This is a genomic window from Streptomyces spiroverticillatus (assembly GCA_014650415.1).
GTDB classification, from domain to species: Bacteria; Actinomycetota; Actinomycetes; order Streptomycetales; family Streptomycetaceae; genus Streptomyces; species Streptomyces spiroverticillatus.
Window position 1 is genome coordinate 1 of sequence record BMUX01000037.1, and the last position, 18,936, is coordinate 18,936.

10 protein-coding genes are annotated in these 18,936 nt (G+C 71.9%); 7 read left to right on the top strand and 3 right to left on the bottom strand.

Features of this window, described 5'->3' with window-relative positions; genetic code table 11:
* The 3 genes from IE269_RS41375 to IE269_RS41390 all read left to right on the top strand — a co-directional run.
* Positions 1 to 3,195, top strand: a 3,195-nt coding sequence (locus IE269_RS41375) for a non-ribosomal peptide synthetase (protein ID WP_189828527.1), incomplete at its 5' end; no start/stop codon positions are given.
* Positions 3,196 to 3,428: 233 nt separating this feature from the next.
* Positions 3,429 to 4,790 carry an MFS transporter gene (locus tag IE269_RS41380; protein ID WP_189828528.1) on the top strand — a complete coding sequence of 454 codons (1,362 nt, stop codon included), beginning with the start codon at positions 3,429 to 3,431 and terminating at the stop codon, positions 4,788 to 4,790.
* 1,568 nt (positions 4,791 to 6,358) lie between these two features.
* The gene (locus tag IE269_RS41390) at positions 6,359 to 7,402 is read left to right on the top strand and encodes a hypothetical protein (protein WP_189828530.1); all 1,044 of its coding nucleotides are present in this window, start codon (positions 6,359 to 6,361) and stop codon (positions 7,400 to 7,402) included.
* Between the two features lie 56 nt (positions 7,403 to 7,458).
* Here IE269_RS41390 and IE269_RS41395 read toward each other — a convergent pair whose 3' ends face one another.
* On the bottom strand, positions 7,459 to 7,752 hold the full coding sequence (locus tag IE269_RS41395) for a hypothetical protein (RefSeq protein WP_189828531.1): 294 nt from the start codon (positions 7,750 to 7,752) through the stop codon (positions 7,459 to 7,461).
* A 1,154-nt stretch (positions 7,753 to 8,906) separates the two neighbouring features.
* Here IE269_RS41395 and IE269_RS41400 point away from each other — a divergent pair.
* The 3 genes from IE269_RS41400 (at position 8,907) to IE269_RS41410 (ending at position 15,914) form a co-directional block, all read left to right on the top strand.
* Complete coding sequence (locus IE269_RS41400; RefSeq protein ID WP_189828551.1) at positions 8,907 to 9,698, top strand: ABC transporter ATP-binding protein; 792 nt, start codon at positions 8,907 to 8,909, stop codon at positions 9,696 to 9,698.
* Between the two features lie 49 nt (positions 9,699 to 9,747).
* Entirely contained in the window at positions 9,748 to 12,291 is a 2,544-nt protein-coding gene (locus tag IE269_RS41405; RefSeq protein ID WP_189828532.1) for an ABC transporter permease, read from the top strand.
* A 146-nt stretch (positions 12,292 to 12,437) separates the two neighbouring features.
* Complete coding sequence (locus tag IE269_RS41410; RefSeq protein ID WP_189828533.1) at positions 12,438 to 15,914, top strand: ATP-binding protein; 3,477 nt, start codon at positions 12,438 to 12,440, stop codon at positions 15,912 to 15,914.
* Between the two features lie 54 nt (positions 15,915 to 15,968).
* On the opposite strand, the gene IE269_RS41415 is transcribed toward IE269_RS41410, so the two are convergent.
* Positions 15,969 to 16,622, bottom strand: a complete 654-nt coding sequence (locus tag IE269_RS41415) for a response regulator (RefSeq protein ID WP_229898473.1) — start codon at positions 16,620 to 16,622, stop codon at positions 15,969 to 15,971.
* 32 nt (positions 16,623 to 16,654) lie between these two features.
* Positions 16,655 to 17,875: a sensor histidine kinase gene (locus tag IE269_RS41420; RefSeq protein WP_189828535.1), complete on the bottom strand. Its 1,221-nt coding sequence runs from the start codon at positions 17,873 to 17,875 to the stop codon at positions 16,655 to 16,657.
* Positions 17,876 to 18,187: 312 nt separating this feature from the next.
* Here IE269_RS41420 and IE269_RS41425 point away from each other — a divergent pair, with 312 nt between their 5' ends.
* On the top strand, positions 18,188 to 18,916 hold the full coding sequence (locus tag IE269_RS41425) for an alpha/beta fold hydrolase (RefSeq protein ID WP_189828536.1): 729 nt from the start codon (positions 18,188 to 18,190) through the stop codon (positions 18,914 to 18,916).
* Positions 18,917 to 18,936 lie beyond the last annotated feature (20 nt).

Here is an 18,936-nt window from a genome sequence, read left to right on the forward strand (position 1 = left end):
CGTCCGCATCCGGACCTGGACCGGCTGGTCGGGTTCTTCGTGAACACGCTGGTGCTGCGTACCGACACCTCGGGCAATCCCACGCACACGGAGCTGCTGCGCCGTACCCGTGACGTGGGTCTGAGTGCCCTGTCGCACCAGGACCTGCCCTTCGAGCGGCTGGTCGAGGCCCTCAACCCCGCCCGCACCCCGCACCGCCACCCCCTCTTCCAGACGATCCTCACCTTCCAGAGCATCACCGGGACCGTTGACGTCCCCGTCCACGAGTCCACGGACGGGGAGACGGACCGCGCGGCGAAGTTCGACCTGTCGTTCACGGTCACCGAGCAGCACGCCGGGGACGGCACGCCCGACGGGCTGACCGTCACCGTCGAGTACGCGGCCGACCTTTTCGAGCCCGCCACCGTCGCCCGTCTCGCCGACCAGTTCCAGCGCGTCCTGTACAGCGCCGCCACCCACCCCGACACCCCCCTGCACGACATCGACCTGTTCGCCCCGCGGGAGCGCAAGGCCCTGTTCGAGGACTGGAACGGGCCGTCGCACGCCCTCCCGGGACGCACGCTGCCGGAACTCTTCGCGGCCCAGGCAGCCCGTACCCCCGGCGCGACCGCCGTCGTCAGCGACACCGGCGCCCTCACCTACGCGCAGCTCGACGCCGCGGCCAACCGGCTGGCCCGCCACCTGGTGGCCCGGGGCGCGGCACCGGAGCGCCTCGTCGCGCTGGCCGTGCCGCGCTCGGTGGAGACCCTGGTCGCCGTACTGGCCGTGCTCAAGTCGGGTGCGGCGTACCTGCCGGTCGACCTCACCCACCCGGCCGAGCGGATCGCGTACACCCTGGCCGACGCCAGGCCGCTGTGTGTGCTCACCACGGCCGGAGCGAGCGCCCAACTGCCCGCCACGGACGAGCCGCACGTCCTCCTCGACGCCCCGGAGACGGTGGCCGCCCTGGCCGCGCTGCCCGCCCACGACCTCACCGACGACGACCGCGCGGCACCGCTGTCGCTGCGCAACCCGGCGTACGTGATCTACACCTCCGGTTCCACCGGCCGCCCCAAGGGCGTCGTCGTCGAGCACCGCTCGCTGGACGCCTACCTGGCCTGGGCCCGCGAGGCGTACGGGAGCGTGTCCGGCCGGGCACTGGTCCACTCGCCGGTCTCCTTCGACCTCACCGTGACCGGCCTCTTCGCCCCGCTGACCAGCGGCGGCACCGTCCAGCTCGTCGAACTGGACGACGAGGCGGCGGGCGCGGCGGAGTGCGACCGGCCGACGTTCGTCAAGGCGACCCCCAGCCACCTGGCCCTGCTCACGGCACTGCCCGACCGCTTCTCGCCCAGCGCGCAGCTCGTGCTCGGCGGCGAGTCCCTGATGGGCGAGGTGCTGGACGAGTGGCGACGCCGCCACCCGGACGTCACCGTGATCAACGAGTACGGTCCGACCGAAACCACCGTCGGCTGCACGGAGTTCCGCATCGCACCGGGAGACGCCGCGCCCTCGGGCGTGATCACCATCGGGCGGCCGGTCTGGAACACCCGGATGTACGTGCTCGACGAGTTCCTGCGCGTGCTGCCGGTCGGCGTGGGCGGTGAACTCTTCATCGCCGGTGACCTGGTGACCCGCGGTTATCTGGGGCGTCCGGGGCTGACGGCGGAGCGCTTCGTGCCGGACCCGTTCGGTGAGCCGGGCGGGCGGATGTACAAGACCGGCGACCTGGGGCGCTGGCAGTGCGACGAGGCGGGGGAGGGACGGCTGGAGTTTCTGGGCCGCACGGACGACCAGGTGAAGCTGCGGGGCTTCCGGATCGAACCGGCCGAGGTGGAGACGCACTTCACCGGTCGCCCGGACGTCGTACAGGCGGCGGTGGTGCTGCGCGAGGACAGTCCCGGTGACCAGCGGCTGGTGGCGTACGTGGTGCCTGCCGAGGGCGCGGTGCCGGACGCGGCGGAGCTGCGTGCGCACGCTGCGGCCCACCTGCCCGCGTATCAGGTGCCCTCTGCGGTGGTGGTGCTGGACGTGCTGCCGCTGACCCCCAACGGGAAGCTGGACCGGCGGGCCCTGCCCGTTCCGGGCGCGGTGACGGGGGCCGCCGCGTCGCGTGCGCCGCGCACCCCGCGCGAGGAGGTGTTGTGCGGGCTGTTCGCGGATGCCCTCGCCGTCGAGCACGTCGGGATCGACGACAACTTCTTCGACCTCGGGGGGCACTCGCTGCTCGCCGCCCGGCTGACCGCGCGGATCCAGGACGAGCTGGGGGTACGGATCGGGCTGCGGGCCGTGTTCGAGACTCCGACCGTCGCCGCGCTCGCGGAGCGGATCGGGGGCGGGTCCGGGGCCGGCGCCGGGGCGGGCGAGTCCGCCGATGGGCTCGGCCAGTTGCTGGCCCTGCGGACCGGGGGGAGGCGTGAGCCCCTGTTCGCCGTGCACCCCGGGGGCGGGCTCGGCTGGTGCTACTCCGGACTGGTGCGGCACCTGGACCGCGACCGGCCGTTGTACGCGCTCCAGGCCAGGGGGCTCGACGGACACGGCGAACTCCCCTCCTCCGTACCGGAGATGGCGGCCGGCTACCTGCGGCTGATCCGCGAGGTGCAGCCGAGCGGGCCCTACCACCTGCTCGGGTGGTCCTTCGGCGGCACGGTGGCGCACGAGATGGCCCGTCAGCTCCAGGAGTCGGGGGAGGAGGTGGGGCTGCTGGCGCTGCTCGACGCGCACCCGACCGGGCGTTACCGCCATGCCGGGCGGCCCGGCGCGGCGGAGATCCTGTCGCTGGCGCTGGACGGGCTTCCGCTGGAGGAGCTGGAGGGCTTGGAGGCGTCGGGCGGTGAGTCCGGGCCGGTCGAGGCGGACGGACCGGACGGTCTCGGGGAGGGGCTTCCCGGGGCCGGGGCCGTGCTGGGGCTGCTGCGGGAGCGGGGGAGTGTGCTGGGCGGGCTGGACGCGGGGGCCCTGCGACGGCTCGTGAAGGTCACCGCGAACAACATCGCCCTCACGCAGGGCGAGGAGCCGGGCCGCTACCGGGGCCCCGTGCTCTTCTTCGAGGCGCTGCCGGGGAGAGGGGCGGACGGTGTGTCGCTGGCGGAGGCGTGGGCCCCGTACGTAGAGGGGGTGGTGGAGAACCACGCTCTGGACATCGCGCACAGCCGGTTCACGACGCCGGAGGCGTTGGCGGTGATCGGGCCGGTGGTCGCGGAGCGGTTGCGCTGAGGGGGCGCGCGCTGTGCCGTTCCCCGGTACGCGGGGCGCCCGCGGCGGGCTGCCCCGGCCCCCTCCCCGCCGGTAGCCCCCTTGGGCGGCGGGGCCGCCCCCCGGCGCCCCCTGAACGCCCCGGCCCACCCCCGCACCGGTCCACCCCACACGTCGGCCCACCCCACACCCCGGGCCACCCCCGAACGGAGTTCACCCGTGCCCCTCGCCCCACCCCCTGCAGGACACCGCCCATGACCACCTTCGTCCTCATCTGGGCCGGCCGCCTCATCACCGCTCTCGGCTCCAGCGTCTCCGGCTTCGCCCTCGGTCTCTGGATCTACCAACAGACCGGCTCCGTCACCCAGTTCGCCACCAGTCTCCTTCTCGCCTTCGCCCCCGGCATGCTCGCCGCCCCCGCCGCAGGCATCCTCGTGGACCGCTACCGCCGCCGCACCGTCCTGCTCTGTGCGGACACCGCCGCCATGCTCGGCGCCGTCGCCCTGGCCGTCTCCCAGGCGACCGGTCACCTCGCCGTGTGGCAGGTGTACGCGATCATCGTCGTGGAGTCCTGCTGCGCCGCCTTCCAATGGCCCGCGCTCGCCGCCGCCGTCACCGGCATGGTCGGCCCCGCACATCATGGCCGGGCCAGCGCCATGACCCAGACCGCCCTGGCCGGAGCTCAGTTGCTCGGCCCCATGCTCGCCGCCGTCCTGCTCGGCGCGGGCGGGCTGCGTACCGTCCTGATCGTCGACGTCGTCTCGTTCGGACTGGGCTTGCTCACCCTCCTGTTCGCCCGCTTCCCCGAACCCGTCGGCGGCCCGGCCGGGACCGGCAGGCGGACTGAACGCCCGTGCTGGCGGGCCGAGTTGAGGGACGGGCGGAAGGCTCTCACCCATCAGCCGGGACTGAAGCACCTCCTGCGGCTCGTCACCATCCTGAACGCGGCCGAGGCCGCCGCCACCGCCGTGCTTCTGCCCCTGGTCCTCAACGCCACCCCCAAGGCGGACCAGAACACCGCCGTCGCCATGGTCAGTACCGCGGGAGGACTCGGTCTCGCGATCAGCAGTGTCGCGCTGTCCGTGCTGGGCACCCCGCGCCGCCCGCTGCCGTGGGTCACGGGCGCCACCCTCGTCAGCGGGGTCGCGGTGCTCCAGGCAGGGTTCTTCCCGCGACCCGTCCCGCTGGCGGCAGCCGCCTTCGTCTTCTTCCTCGGTCTTCCGGTGGTCAGCAGCTGCGCCCAGGTGCTCTGGCAGTCAGCGGTGGCGGCGGAGGCCCAGGGCCGGGTCTTCGCACTGCGGCGCATGTTCACCCAGGGCGGCATCATGCTCGGCTACTTGGTGGCCGGACCGCTCGCCTCGAACGTGTTCGCCCCCCTGGTCGACCCCGGCGGTCCGCTCGCGAGTACCGTGGGCCGCCTGCTGGGCACGACGCGCGACCGGGGCAGCGCCCTGCTGCTGTGCTTCACCGGTCTGTTGCTCGCCGCGACGGCGCTGATCGGGCGCCGCCACACGGTGACCGCGCTGCCCGCGGACGACCCGCCGCCGGAGGAGGGGGCGCCGGGGTCGCCGGGTCCGCAGGTCACGACCGGCTCGCCACCGGCGACGGCGCGCTAGTTCCGGAACGGTGCGGCGTGCGGGTGGGTGGGGGGCTCTGTCCCGTGTGGGTGGGGTGGTGGCTGGTCGCGCCCACGCGGCGGAGCCGCACATCGACACAGCAATGCGCCCCTGGATGGCTGCCCTCCGGGCACCATCCCCCCTCACGGTGGCAAAGCTGCCCCCGCCCCCTCCCCGCCGGTAGCCCCCCTTGGGCGGCGGAGCCGGCCGCCCAAGGGGGGCGAGTGGGGCATCCCCTGTTCGAGCGAAGCCGAGAGGGTGGGGAAGGGCTGGCAAGGGGGGCGGCCCCCAGCGCCCCACGCCCCCGAGTGCCGGACGCCCCCAGCACCGGCCCGCCCCCGTACCGACGCACCCTCCGCCCCCGCCCCCGCCTGCCCCCGGAAGGTGATTCGATCAACCTCGGCCGGACGCATCGCCCTTGCCGCTCACTCGACCCCAACGACCAACGACCCAACTCCCCCCCCCGGAGCCACCGTGCACTTCCGCNTCCCTCCCCTCCGACCTTCCGCGCCTCCTCCCCCTGATCGCCCCCGACGCCGCAGGCGGCCCGACCGCCGAGACCTACACCACCCGGCTCCGTGCGGGCGAGTACCGCCCGGGCCGGACCTGGATCGCCGAGGACGACGCCTCCGACGGCACTCTGCTGGCGCTCGCCGTCTGGTGGGGCGACCCGGACGCCGCCCCGGAGGCGGACCTGCCGGAAGCCCTCGACGGCCTGTACGTCCACGAATCCGTCCGCTCCGCCGCCGACCGCACCGCTCTCGCCGCCGGACTCCTCACCGCCGCCCACACAGCCTTCGCCGAAGCCGGAGCGAGCAACCCGCCCGAGTACCACCTCAGCCTTCCGGGTGACTGGCACGAACGGCCCGACACCGTCGAAGCCGTGGCCTGGCGGCAGGAAGCGGCCCGCCGCGCCGGACTCCCGGTGTCGCTGGAGCGGCTGCGTTACGAGTGGACCCCGTACACCGCCCTCCCGGCGCCCGCCGGACGCCTGCGCTTCACGCCCGAACCCGACGACGAGGTCTTCGTCGACCTGTTCCGCCGGGTCCTGAAGGACACCCTCGACACCGACTCGCGCAAGGAGGCCGAGAGCGTCGGCGCCGAGGCGCAGGCCCGCGGGGACGTGGACTTCTACCGTGACACCATGCCGGGGGACCGGTCCTGGTGGCGGGTGGCCCGCACGCCCGACGGCGAAGCGATCGGTTTCGGCCTTCCCTCGCGCAACCACGCCTCCCCCGTGGTGGGTTACCTGGGCGTGCTGCCCGAGCACCGGGGTCACGCATACGTGGATGACATCCTGACCGAGATCACTCGCATCCTGGTCGCCGAAACCGATCCGGAAAAGGTCCGCGCGGACACCGACCTGACGAACACTCCGATGGCCGCCGCCTTCGAACGAGTCGGCTACCGCAACGACGCCCGCCGCCTGGTGCTGAGCGCGCACTGAGGTCTCCGGGGCGGTCCTCAGCCGCCCGTTCCAGTGGCCGAGACTCCGCGTCTATCCGGTGAATATCCTCCCTCGATTCCATGGGCCGCCTGATGAACGCCCTGGAGAGGAGCGACCGGAAATGGACACCGGAGAGCTGACGGACGTACGGACCGGGGCGTGGGCCCCCGCGCGGGCGGCCATGACCGAGGCCGAGGCGCGGGCCGCGTTCCTGTCCCGGGCGGGCGGGCCCGCGGTCGACGCGCACGCGGTGCGGCAGCGGGCGGCCGATCTGCTGCCACGCAGCACCGGCTGGACCGGCGCGGAAAAGGGTTCCGACCCGGGCAACGAGGCCGGGGCCGACGCGACCGGTGAGACCCCCGGCCTCGGGGCGGTCCTCGGCGTCCTGGCCACGTCGGCCGCCGAGGCCGCGATACGCCGGGTGCCCGCCGGTCCTTCCGGCGCCCCCGCCGCGCCCCCGGTGTGGGGCCTCGATCTGGCCACGGGCGCACTGCGCCGGGTGAGCGTACCGGCGTCCGGCCGTTCGGTACCCGTGGGCGTCGCGGCGGGACTCACCTGGGTGGGTGCCCTCGAAGCGGGTCTCGCGCAGCACTGCGAGGTACTCATCGCCCGCGCCCTCGGCACCCGCGCGACCCGTGTGCCACGGCTGCGGCTCACCCAGGAGATCCAGCAGACCCGACAGACCCAGGAGACCCACGGAGTACCAGGGGAGCCGGTCCTCGTGCCCGGGGAACTGCTACGCGCCCTGCACGCCGCGGGCGACCCCGCCGCGCACGACCTCACCGACCTGCTCTCCCTGCCCGCCTGCGCCCTCACCCTCACCCCTCACGCGGAGTCGAGCAAGGACGTCCCCATGTCCGCGGACACCGTCCTCGCCACGGGCGCCACCCTGACCGAAGCGGCCCGTTCCGCCGTCGCGCGCGCCCTCACCCGCAACGGGTCCCGCGCGGACGGGAGTTCCGTTCCCGACGTCCTTGCGGCCGTCCGCCCGGAGCAGGAGGATCACACCTCCCGTCAACGCCCCAGTGCCCAGTGGACCCGTCCCCTGGACGCCCTGCGCTCCCTCGGACACGACCCGGTGGCGGTCCTGCTGGACCACGAGACACCGGTGACGGCGAACGGGGGTCACCCCTATCTCGTGCACATCGTCCTGCCGACGAGCTGATCGCCGAGAGGATTCTCATCGCTTTCTGCTGACTCCGGCCCGAGTTGCCTCGAAATCTATTGACAAGGCCGAAAGGTCCGATAGACCATCCGGTCCTGCTGCTCCGTGATGCGGACGATGTCCTCCCACGAAGAGCCCTGCGCGCGCTCGGCCGCTATCGCCGCGCGCACGAATTTCTCGGCCGACGCCCTTGTTTCGAGGGCATGGTGCAGCAGGCCCTGGGAGCTCGCAGCACAATCCCTGCCGGCTTCCGCGAGAGCACGCACCGCATCGCTGAGGAACGACGCTTCTTCCCCGAGCACAGAGCGGCCTTGGGCGCAGGTCGAAGGTGTTGTCGAGGTGTCGTCCATGGGGGCAGATTACTCAGCCCACGCCGCGGCGAAACACCCGCTTCCTGGCGACGAGTTCCGAATACACCAGATTGCTGAGATCCTTTCGGTTCCTCTCTGCGTGGCACACACCGGGGGCTTGGTCCGCCCGATCGCGGTCCCTTTCCCGTGAGTTCGACGTGCCGGCCCCAACAGGAGCAACTGCGTCCAGGATCAGCGCAGGAGCGTCGAGTTGTACACGCTCGTCCCGCCTGAGTTCTCTCGCCGATGTGCCGGGGTCCGTGGGTTTGAAGGCACGACTCTTCTCGGCATCCGGCATACCTCTTCCGCAAATCACGGGCCAGTGCGTGAGGCGGAGCGCGGCATCTGCACCACATCCGGGAGCAGCGCGAGAGCATGGTCCACGAAGCCATTACCCACATGCCCGCCGACGGACGCCGCGCCCTGGCCCGGGGACTTGCCGCCCAGCTCACCGCCAGCAGTGATGGCGATCAGCCGGGCAAATCCGCTGCCCCGTCCGCTGTCTGATCTGCCAGCCCGGGCACTGGTTCTGCCCTGGCGTTGACCTCACCCGGCACCAGCACAGCAGCGCCCCCGCACCCACAACAGATAGGGGTACGGGGGCTGTCAGTGAGAGATGGCAGCTTGGACGGGTGACTCAGACGACGGCAGAAACCCTGCAATACCGCTTTGACGGGCCAGAACACGCTCCGGTCCTCGTCCTGGGCCCTTCCCTCGGCACGACGTGGCATAAGTAGGCCAAGGCGCCCAGGGGCGTCCCTCCAGTCCGGTGCGGTCATGTATGTCCGGGTTTTGGGCTGTGAGGCGGACGGCGTCCGTGGGGTTCGTGATTTCCGGGTGACATCTGGGGGGGCGCGACGAAGCACCGCAGGCTTCTTCCTGCGGTGCTTCGTCGCGCGGTTGGACACAGTGGATTGGCGCTCGTGATGGGTGCTCCGTCGCCTTCTGGGGCCCGTTGGTTGCCTGGCCGCAGTCAGATTTCCGACGCCCCGTGTGGTGGTGAGTGGTGAACCGCTCCGGCTTCGGCGTCCGGAGACTCGAACTTTCGGACGAGGCGCGCGGGCCGCTCTCTCGGTGTTCCGGTGGATACGCGGCGCCCGTCCTGAAGGTGACCATCGAGGTCCAAGACCGCACCTTCCCGGGGAATTCCTTTGATCCACCATCCGTCCGCTCCTGTTGCCGCCTCCGGGCCGGCGTCGCCGTCGTCCACGCCCGTCGCACGTGCGGTCGGCCTGTCGAAGGTCTACGGTTCGGGTGCGACCCGAGTGGTCGCCCTGGACGACGTTTCGATCCAGTTCGGCCGGGGCGAGTTCACCGCGATCATGGGTCCGTCGGGCTCGGGCAAATCGACCCTGATGCATTGCACGGCGGGTCTGGACTCGATCAGCTCCGGTTCGGCCTGGATCGGCGAGACCGATCTCGGCACGCTGAAGGACAAGCAGCTCACCCGGCTGCGCCGGGACAGGATCGGCTTCATCTTCCAGGCGTTCAACCTGCTGCCGACCCTGACGGCGCTGGAGAACATCACCCTCCCGATGGACATCGCGGGCCGCAGGCCGGACCCGGAGCGGCTCGGCCGGCTCATCGAGATGGTCGGACTCTCCGGTCGTCTCCAGCACCGCCCGTCCGAGCTCTCCGGCGGCCAGCAGCAGCGCGTTGCCGTCGCACGGGCCCTGGCCTCCCAGCCCGAGATCGTCTTCGGTGACGAGCCGACCGGAAACCTCGACTCGCGTTCCGGCGCTGAGGTGCTCGGCCACTTGCGCGGCTCCGTGCGCGAGTGGGGGCAGACCGTCGTCATGGTCACCCACGATCCGGTCGCCGCCTCCTACGCGGACCGCGTGGTCTTCCTCGCCGACGGTCGCATCGTCGACGAGATGCTCCGGCCCACCGCCGACGGCGTCCTGGACCGGATGAAGGACTTCGACGCCAAGGGCCGTACCAGCTAGCAGCCCCGGACCCCGCATCTCACTCCTTCACCATCAGGACTGCCATTCCATGTTCCGTACCGCCCTGCGCAATGTGCTCGCGCACAGAGCCAGACTTCTGATGACCATGCTCGCGGTCGCGCTCGGCGCGGCCTTCGTCTGCGGCACCCTCGTCTTCACCGCCACTGTCTCCGCCCAGCTCACCCGAGCCTCACAACAGGATTTCGCCCACGTCGACGTGGCGGTTCGGCCGGGTGCCGATGCTGCGCTCGCCGCATCCGTACCCACACTTTCCACCGCCTCCCTGGAAGCCTTGCGGCGCTTGCCCGAGGTGGCCCGGGTCACCGGCGTCGTCTCGGGGTTCACCGCCGTCGCGGGCAAGGACGGCCGCCCGGCCGAACGCGGCGGACCCACCCTCGGGACCAACCACGACGTCCAGGCCGGCAGCGGCGCATCGGACCCGCGCCACACGTTCACCGCAGGCCGCCCCCCGAGCGGACGCGGGGAGATCGCCCTCGACGAGGGGACCGCAACGCGTACCGGCTACCGCGTCGGTGACACCGCTCGCATCTCCGTCGACGGCCCCGGTCTGCGCGTACGGATCACCGGCCTCTTCACCACCGACGACGGCCCCGTCAACGCCGGCGGCACGCTCGTGCTGTACGACACCGCCACTGCTCAGCGCCACTTCACCGCACCCGGCCGCTTCACCGAGCTGGACGTCGAGGCGGCGCCCGGAGTGTCCCAGGAGGACCTGGAGACAAAGGTCCGCAAGGTGCTCCCCCGCGATGCCCAAACCCTCACCGGGAGCCTGCTCGCCCACGACCAGAGGGTGCACATCGAGGCTGCCACTGCCAGCCTGCGCACCACCTTGCTCGCCTTCGCGGCCGTAGCGCTGTTCGTGTCCTGCTTCCTCATCGCCAACACGTTCACGATGCTCGTCGCCCAGCGTTCGAGGGAGATCGCCCTGCTGCGCGCCCTCGGAGCGCAGCGCCGCCAGGTCACCCGCCAAGTGCTCACCGAGGCGGGGCTGGTGGGGCTCGTCGCCTCTCTGGCGGGCCTGGCCCTCGGCGTCGGGATCGCCGCCGCTCTGGGACCGTTCGTCGCATCGGCGGGAAGCCTGCCCCTGGGGGCGAACGGCCCGCTGGACGTGCCGTGGTACGCGCTGTCCGTGCCCGTGGTCACTGGGGTCACGACGACGGTCCTCGCGTCCTGGCTCCCGTCCCGGCGCGCAGCCACAGTGCCTCCCGTCGCCGTCATGACTCAGGTGTTCGCCCCCGTGGGCACCCGTCAGAAGGCCCTGCGCACGGCGGTCGGCGCGCTCGTGGCCGCCCTCGGAGTCGCCGCGGTCCTCGGTTCGTTGGGCCTCACCCGTACGGAAGACGGCATCCTCCTCATGACGCTGGGCGCCATGGCGGTCACCGCCGGTTGCGTCGTGCTGCTGCCCGTTCTGGTCCGTCCCGCCGTCGCCCTGGCTCGGCCTTTGTGGTCCACCGCCCGTTCGGTCCGGGAACTGGCGGCCCGCAACTGCCTGCGTAGTCCGCGCCGTACGGCGGCCACGGCTTCCGCGCTGGTCATCGGACTCGGCCTGGTCACCTCCCTCACCATGGTTGGTGCGGGCGGTCAGAAGGCCGCCGACGCGCAGGCCGCCGCGGTGCTGAAGGCGGACTACGTGGTCTCCATGGCAGACCTCAGCGTGCTGGGCCCCGACGTCGAACCGCTCCTGCGCACGGCTCCCGGGGTGACTCGGATCGGCGCGCTGCACGATGCGCAGGCAGAGATCGGCGGGGCCCACCGGTTCCTCACCTCGGCCGCCGCGAGCACCGTCCGCGATCAACTGCGGCTGCGCTTCACCAGCGGTTCACTCGACGCCTTCGGCGGTACGCGCATCCTGGTCTCCGGCCACGAGGCGAAGGCCGGCGGGTGGAGCGCGGGCACCCGGCTGCCCGTCCGCCTCGCCGACGGCACCCGGACGGAGTTCACCGTGGCAGGGGTGTACGAATCCAACAGCCTGGTCGGAGACTTCATCGCGGAACCGGCCTCGCTGGGAGCCGCTCCCGCCGGTCCGTCGCTCGACAAGGTCCTGGTGACGACGGCCGATGGCTCCGGCGCCCGTACCGCCCGCGCACTTGCCCACGCCCTCGGCGACAGTCCGGCCGTACGGATCGAGAGCGGAGCCGACCTGTCCGAGGCAGCCGCCCGCGGCGTCACCCGGATGCTCGGCCTGCTCTACGGCCTGCTGGCGATGTCCGTGACGGTGGCGCTGCTGGGCATCGTCAACACCCTCGCCCTGTCCGTCACGGAACGGCAGCGGGAGATCGGGCTGTTGCGCGCCCTTGGCCTGGACCGCGGGGGAGTACGCCGCATGGTGCGCCTGGAGTCGCTGTTCCTGGCGGTGTTCGGGGGCCTGGTGGGCATCGCGCTCGGCGTCTTCCTGGGCTGGGCCGGAGGCGAGCTGATCTCCGCCGACCTGCCGGGCTACACTCACGAACTGCCCGTCGGCAGGCTGCTGTTCTTCCTCGCCCTCGCCGCGCTCGCCGGAGTGGTGGCTTCGCTGTGGCCCGCCAGGCGTGCCGCCCGCACCGACATCCTGACCGCGGTCGGTGCCGAGTGAACGGGCGCAGCGCAGCGGAGGGACGCCACCGCGAGCAGGCCGGGAAGCGATCCGCGCAGAACTCCCGGGCGAGTGTGTTTTCCCTGGTCAGTAAGGTTCCACTCACTCCGAAAGAGAGGCAGAGGGGGTATCTCTCAGGCGGCTGGATGGGCCACGTCGAGGCAAGCCGGGACGTGCCGGGCGAGGTGCGCCTCACCCTGCTCGGCGGGGTGGAGGCCCATTGCGGTGACCAATACCTGAGCCTGGGCCCTCCGCAACGGCGGGCGGTGCTGTGCGCCCTGGTCTTCCGGCGTCGGCAGTGGACGTCGGCCCATGCCCTGCTGGACGCGCTCTATGAAGAGGACGTTCCGGCCAGCGGCGTGGCGGTGATCCAGACGCATGTGGCGGGACTGCGCCGCGTGTTGGAGCCCGATCGAAAGCCCCGGACGCCTTCGGCCGTCCTGTTGTCCGGCCACGGTGGCTACCAGCTGCGGATCGCCGACGCGCAGACCGACCTGGGCACCCTGGACCGGCTGGTGGCCGAGGCCGAACGGGCTCGTGGCCGGGCCGATCTGCCCCAGGCTCACCGGGCGTACACCCAGGCCGTGCGTTTGTACCGCGGCGAGCCGCTCGCAGGAGTGCCAGGGCCGCACGCGGCCCGGTGGCGCGACGCCCTGGCGGAACGACGCCTCGCGGTGCTGGAGGACAGCATCGACGTCATGATCGCGCTCGGCCGGTTCGATCAGGCGATCGACCAGTTGCGCGCCCTGACCACGGAGCACCCGCTGCGGGAGCGGTTGCGCGCCCTGCTGATGCGCGCGCTGCACCTGCACGGGCGCCAGAGTGAGGCGCTGGAGGTCTACACCGCCGCTCGCCGACTTCTGGCGGATCAACTCGGCGTGGACCCCGGCCACGAACTGCGCAGTCTGCACGCCCTGATTCTGGCGGGGCAGCCTGTGGCCGTGGCACCCGCACAGCCGGTCACCCTCGTCTCCGGCCACAGGATGCCGCCGAAGTCCGTGCGCCCCACTCCGGCAGCGGCACAAGTACCGGTACGGGCTCCGATCCCCGCATCCATAACCGCGCCCCCGTCCCAACCCGCCCCTGAACGCATGGAGCCCGCCGGCATTCGACAGCCGCTGCCCGGCCGGGACTCCGTACTGGCGCGCATCCTTGCCCTCGTGAGCCGCGCCGCAGGGGGCGACGGCGGGCTGGTGGTCGTCTCGGGCAATCCGGGACACGGCAAGTCCCGGTTGCTGGAAGAAGTGGCACGCCGGGTGCCGTCCGCCCGCCGCGTCCACTCGCACCCGGACGCCCATGCCGACCGCCCGCTCGGGCTGGTGGGCGACATCCTCGAACAACTCGGGCCGGACGGTGCAGACACTGCCCTTGCCGCCGGACCGCACCGGCCCACCGTCGGCGAAGTGGCCGAGCTGGTGTGCCGGCTCGCGACGGACGGCGACCGTCCACTGGTGATCCTCGTCGACGACGCTTCCACGAGCGGGGAACGGTCCTCCCGTCTGCTGTCGACCCTGGCACGGCGCCTGCGCACCTCGCGCGTTCTGCTCGTACTGGCGGTGGACGAGCGTCCCTGGAACGCGGAGGCCGCTGCCTGGCAGTCCGCGGTGGAAGCGGCGGCCACCGCGGTGCTACGGCTCAGCGCACTCGACGAACCGGCTGTCGCCGAGCTCTTCACGCGTGGGACGGGCCTGGCGTGCCCTGATGCGCTTGGACGGGAGATCCACCTGGCCACGGCCGGCGTGCCGCTGCTCGTCGTCGCGCTCGTCACGGACCTGACCACGCTCCGGGACCCGCGGAAGCTGCCGCCCCATCTGCCCGCCGGCCGCTACTCACGGGCCCTGGCACAGATGTTGGGCCGCTACTCGCAGGAGGGCGTGCGGATGCTGCGGGCCCTGGCCGTGCTCCAGAGCGGCGACCCCGTTCCCATGGAAGTCCTGGCAGCCGCGTGCGAGGAGCCGACGGCGGCCGTGCAGGACCGGTGCGAGCTGCTGAGCACGGTGGGCATGCTGGCCGCCGCGAATCCGGTCGCGCTCCCGCATCCTCTGGTCGCCAACGCGCTGCGGCGGCTGTCGGCCCCGCAGGACGTCGACGAGATCCGGGTGGCCGCCGCACAGCAGGCCCGGGTGTCGGGACACAGCGCCCGACAGGTGGCCCGGTACCTGCGCGGTCTGAACGGACCGCAGTGGTCGTCCTGGACCGTGGTGCTCACGGACGCCGCGGACGAGTGCCTGCGCGAAAACCTCCTCCGGGAGGCGTTGGAGCATCTGGAGGCCGCGCTGCGGATCGTCGCACCCCAGTCCCGCGACGCCGTTCTCGTCCGCCTCGGACAGTTGGAGATGTGGATCAACCCGGCAGCGGCGCTGGCCCACTTCGAAGAGGCGTTGCGGCTCCAGCGCGCCCAGGGAATGGCGCCGGTGGCGCTGGTTCCGCTGGCGTGGACCATGGCCGGCCAGCAGCGGCAGGCCGAGGCGGCGGCGCTCGTCGAGGAGGTGATCGAAGAGACCGCCCGCCGCGATCAGGCAGCAGCCACGGCCCTGCGGGCCTCCTGGTGGACCGTCGCGGCCCTCACGTACGACACCTGGTCCGACTTCGTCCGACGGCTGCGCGCCGAGCGGGCGGTGGACCCCGACGCGGGCGGCCTGATCACGGGCGGGATCCTCGCCTGGGACGACGCCTCAGGGGTCCGGTGCAGCGCGCAGGACGCCCTGGCCCGCTTCCCGTCGGAACTGGCGCAGGACCAGGGGTGGGAGCAACTGCCCCGGGAACTGGTCGGCATCCTGGCTCACCTCGCTCTGTGGGCCGAGGACCTCTCTTTCACCTGGCAACTCTGCGACCGGCGCGACGACCGCTACTTCGGCGTGGTGGACCTCTACCGCCTCGTGCTCCGCACCGAGGTGCTGCTGCGCCGGGGCGACTACCGGTCCGCCTTGAAGGAGTGCGCGCTGGTGGCGACCGTGCCGCTCGACGAGTCCGTCCGGCGACCCACCGCGCTGGTCGCCCAGTACGCGCACGCCCTGCTGGGGCTGGGCCGGATCGAGGAGGCCGACCGGTGGCTGACCGAGGCGACCGGGCATGCCAACCCCCACTCGTGGGAACTGACCGTGGTCAAGTACGTGCGCGGAATGGTGTGTTCGGCACGGGGCGACGCCCGGCAGGCGGCGGCGCACTTCCTTGACTGCGGGCGACGCCTCGCCGCCTGGAACCTGCACAATCCCGGGTACATGCCGTGGCGCAGCGCAGCAGCAGTAGAGCTGGTCAAGACAGGCGAGTATGAGCGCGCCCGGGAACTGGCAGCCGCCGAAATGGTCGTGGCCCAGCGCTGGAACACGCCCCGCACCCTGGGCCTGGCCCGGCGAGCGGTCGCACTCGCCGCCGACGACGAACGCACCCTGCCCCTGCTGGAGGAGGCCGCGGACCACATGAGGCGCAGCGAGACGCAGCTCGAACTGGTGCCAGTGCTGATCGATCTGGCCCTCGCGCACGCGTCGGCGGGGGATCGACAGCGCGCCCGTGAAGTGCTCAGGGAGGCAAAGGCGTTCGCCGCGTCCCGAGGTGCGGCCCTGTACAGCGAGTGGACGAACAGCCATCTCGACGCGCTCGGGGAGGCCCGCGGACACCCTTAGGCCCCCGGACACACCGCACGGCTCCGAGGCGAGCTGCCGGAGTCGTGCGGTGCGTCACGACCGCGCGGATGAGACGAGGCCGTTCTCCCACGCCCATGCGGCTATCTCGACACGGTTGCGGGCGCTGAGCTTGCGCTGGACGTTGCCCAGGTGGGTCTTGACGGTCGACAGGCTCACATACAGCTCGGCCGCCAGCTCCTCGTTGGTGCGCCCGCGCGCGACCAGCCGGACGACGTCGAGCTCGCGCGGCGTGAGCGGTTCCAGCGGCGGCGCTCCCGTCGCCGCCTGCGAAGACGTCTCCCTGGTGGGTGTGTTCCCCGACGCCATGTGACCGAGCAGCCGGACCGTGACGGACGGAGAGATGAGGGAGTCGCCCGCAGCGGCGGCCCGCACCGCCTCGACCAGCAGCGCGGGGGAGCAGTCCTTGAGCAGGAACCCACTGGCCCCGTGGCGCAGTGCCGCGTACACGTATTCGTCGAGGTCGAAGGTGGTGGCGATGACGACCCGGACCGGGTCCGCGACTTCCGGCCCCGCCAACAGCCGTGTCGCGTCGAGCCCGTCCAGGACGGGCATGCGGATGTCCAGCAGGCACACGTCCGGTCGCAGGGCGCGTGCCAGTTCCACGGCAGCGCGTCCGTCGGCGGCTTCCCCGGCGACCTCCATGTCGGGCTGTGAGCCGAGGATCATCCGATAGGCGGAGCGAAGCATCTCCTGGTCGTCCGCGATCAGTACACGGATCTTCACGGGGTCCGGTTTCCCGCCGCGGTGACGAACCTGCGTGCGGGCACGGCGGCCCGGGCACGGGACGACGGGCCCTCGGCCAAGGGGAGTTCCGCGTGCAGCGTCCACCCTGTTCCGCTCCCGCCGTCGGCGCTCAGAGTGCCGCCGAGCGCCTCGACCCGTTCGGTGAGCCCCAGGATGCCGAAGCCTCCCACCGGCCCGGAAGAGCCGGTCCTGTCGATGCGATGACCGCGACCGTCGTCGGTCACGGTGACCGACAGCCGTGCGGGATTCCGCGGGAGCCTGCGCACCTGAATGCGTACCCGTTGCACGTTCTCGGCGTGCTTGCGGACGTTGGTGAGGGATTCCTGCACCACATGCCGGATCGCCTTGGCCAGGTGCGGCGGCAGTCCGTGCGCCACGAGATCCGGTGCCACGCTCAGCTCGACCTCAGGGCCGCCGCGTGCAAGCGCGTCGGCGAGCACCCGCAGCTCGGTCAGGTCGCCGCCGGATCCGCCGGCCTGCACGTCGGCGGGGTCGCGCAGGACGCCGACCATGGTGCGCATCGACTCCATTGCCTGAGAGCCAGCCTCCTCCATCGCCGCCAGCATGCGGTCGAGTTCGTCCGTCGGCAGCGGCCGACCCGACGACGTGATGAACCGAGCCGCTTTCGCCTGCGCCACGATCGCGCTGACATGGTGACCGACGAAGTCGTGCAGATCACGAGCGTGTTCGAGTCGCTGCGTCTGCAAGTGGTGTTGCTGCTCGCGTAGTCGGGAAGTGTCCAGCAGACGCAGGTACATGCCGAGAATCAGCATGAGCACGCCGCACAGGACCAGCCCCGGGCCGACGAACTTGGTGAACTTCGGCCACTCGTACTCCGGCATCCGGAGGTTCACCAACAGCGCTGCCGCCCAGGCTCCGACGGCCAGCGGAACCATGGTGCGGGGCGGCAGGAAGCGAACGGCACGCACGACGAGCAACATCATGACACCGGTCTCCACCGTGCCCGGCGTGTGCGGGGGGCGGTGGCTCAACTGGGTGCTCACCGAGGAGAAGACGCACGAGGCGACGACTGTGAGGATCCCCACCGGCCACAGCCTGTGCGCCGGGACGATCAGCGCGGCCACCCCGGCGGTTCCGCAGAGCACGATGGCGACGCCGACCGGGAGGTACCCGGCGTCCACCCCCTCCGCGACGATCAATGCGACGAGCAGTGCTCCCACAGCGGCTGAAAGCACTTTCCGAGCGTGCGAGCGGTCCCGCGGTCTTTCTTTCATACCGCCTACGGTACGTAATCGCTGGACGATCAGCTCTCGGCAACAGCCGCCTCGCTGAGGCCCACGACCACGTTCGGCGAGCGTTCAGCGGATTTTGAGTCGTGCCAGCACAGTGAGGTCGTCGCGGTCGTTCCGGAGACCGCTGACCTCTCGTCAGCCGCGCCTCGTACGTCGGCCGTGCGCCGTGACGGTCCGTGCGTCGCGTCCGACGCCGAGCACACCTTCCGCACTCACCGCTTTCTCGACGTGTCCCTCTCGGAAAGGCACCTCCCGATGAACAAGCCCACGGTCGTCCTGGTCCATGGAGCGTTCGCCGACGCTTCCAGTTGGGACGCGGTGACCCGCCTCCTCCTGGAGCGGGGCCATCTCGTGATCGCTGTTGCCAACCCGTTGCGCGGACTGGCGCACGACGCCGCCTATCTGCGTTCGCTTCTCACCAGTGTGTCCGGGCCGGTGATCCTGGTCGGCCACTCCTACGGCGGTGCGGTGATCTCCGAGGCGGCCACCGGCGCGGGCAATGTTTGCGCGCTCGTCTTCGTCGCCGCCTTCGCGCCCGACGAGGGCGAGAGCGCGGGCTCCCTGGACGCCAAGTACGGCGGCCCCGCCGCGCAGATCTCCCGTCCGTTGCCCCTCCCTCTCCTGCCTGGACAGGCCTCGGACCCCGACGGTGCGCCGAACATCGAGCTGATCGTCGAACCCGACCGGTTCGGGGCCGTGTTCGCCCCCGACGTCGACACGGCGACTGCCGCGGCGATGGCCGTCGCCCAGCGGCCGATCACGCTCGCCGCACTCACGGAACCCGCCGGTCCTCCGGCCTGGAAGACCCTTCCCTCCTACTTCGTCGTCGCCACCGCAGACCGGATGATCCCGGCCGACGGGCAGCGCGAGATGGCTGCCCGCGCAGGCGCCACCGTCGTGGAGGTTCCCACCGGACACGTTGCGATGCTCCACCGCGCGGACGCGATCGTCGACCTGATCTCCACCGCGGCTCACCACCACTGACTCCCCCTCCCGCGGTCGGC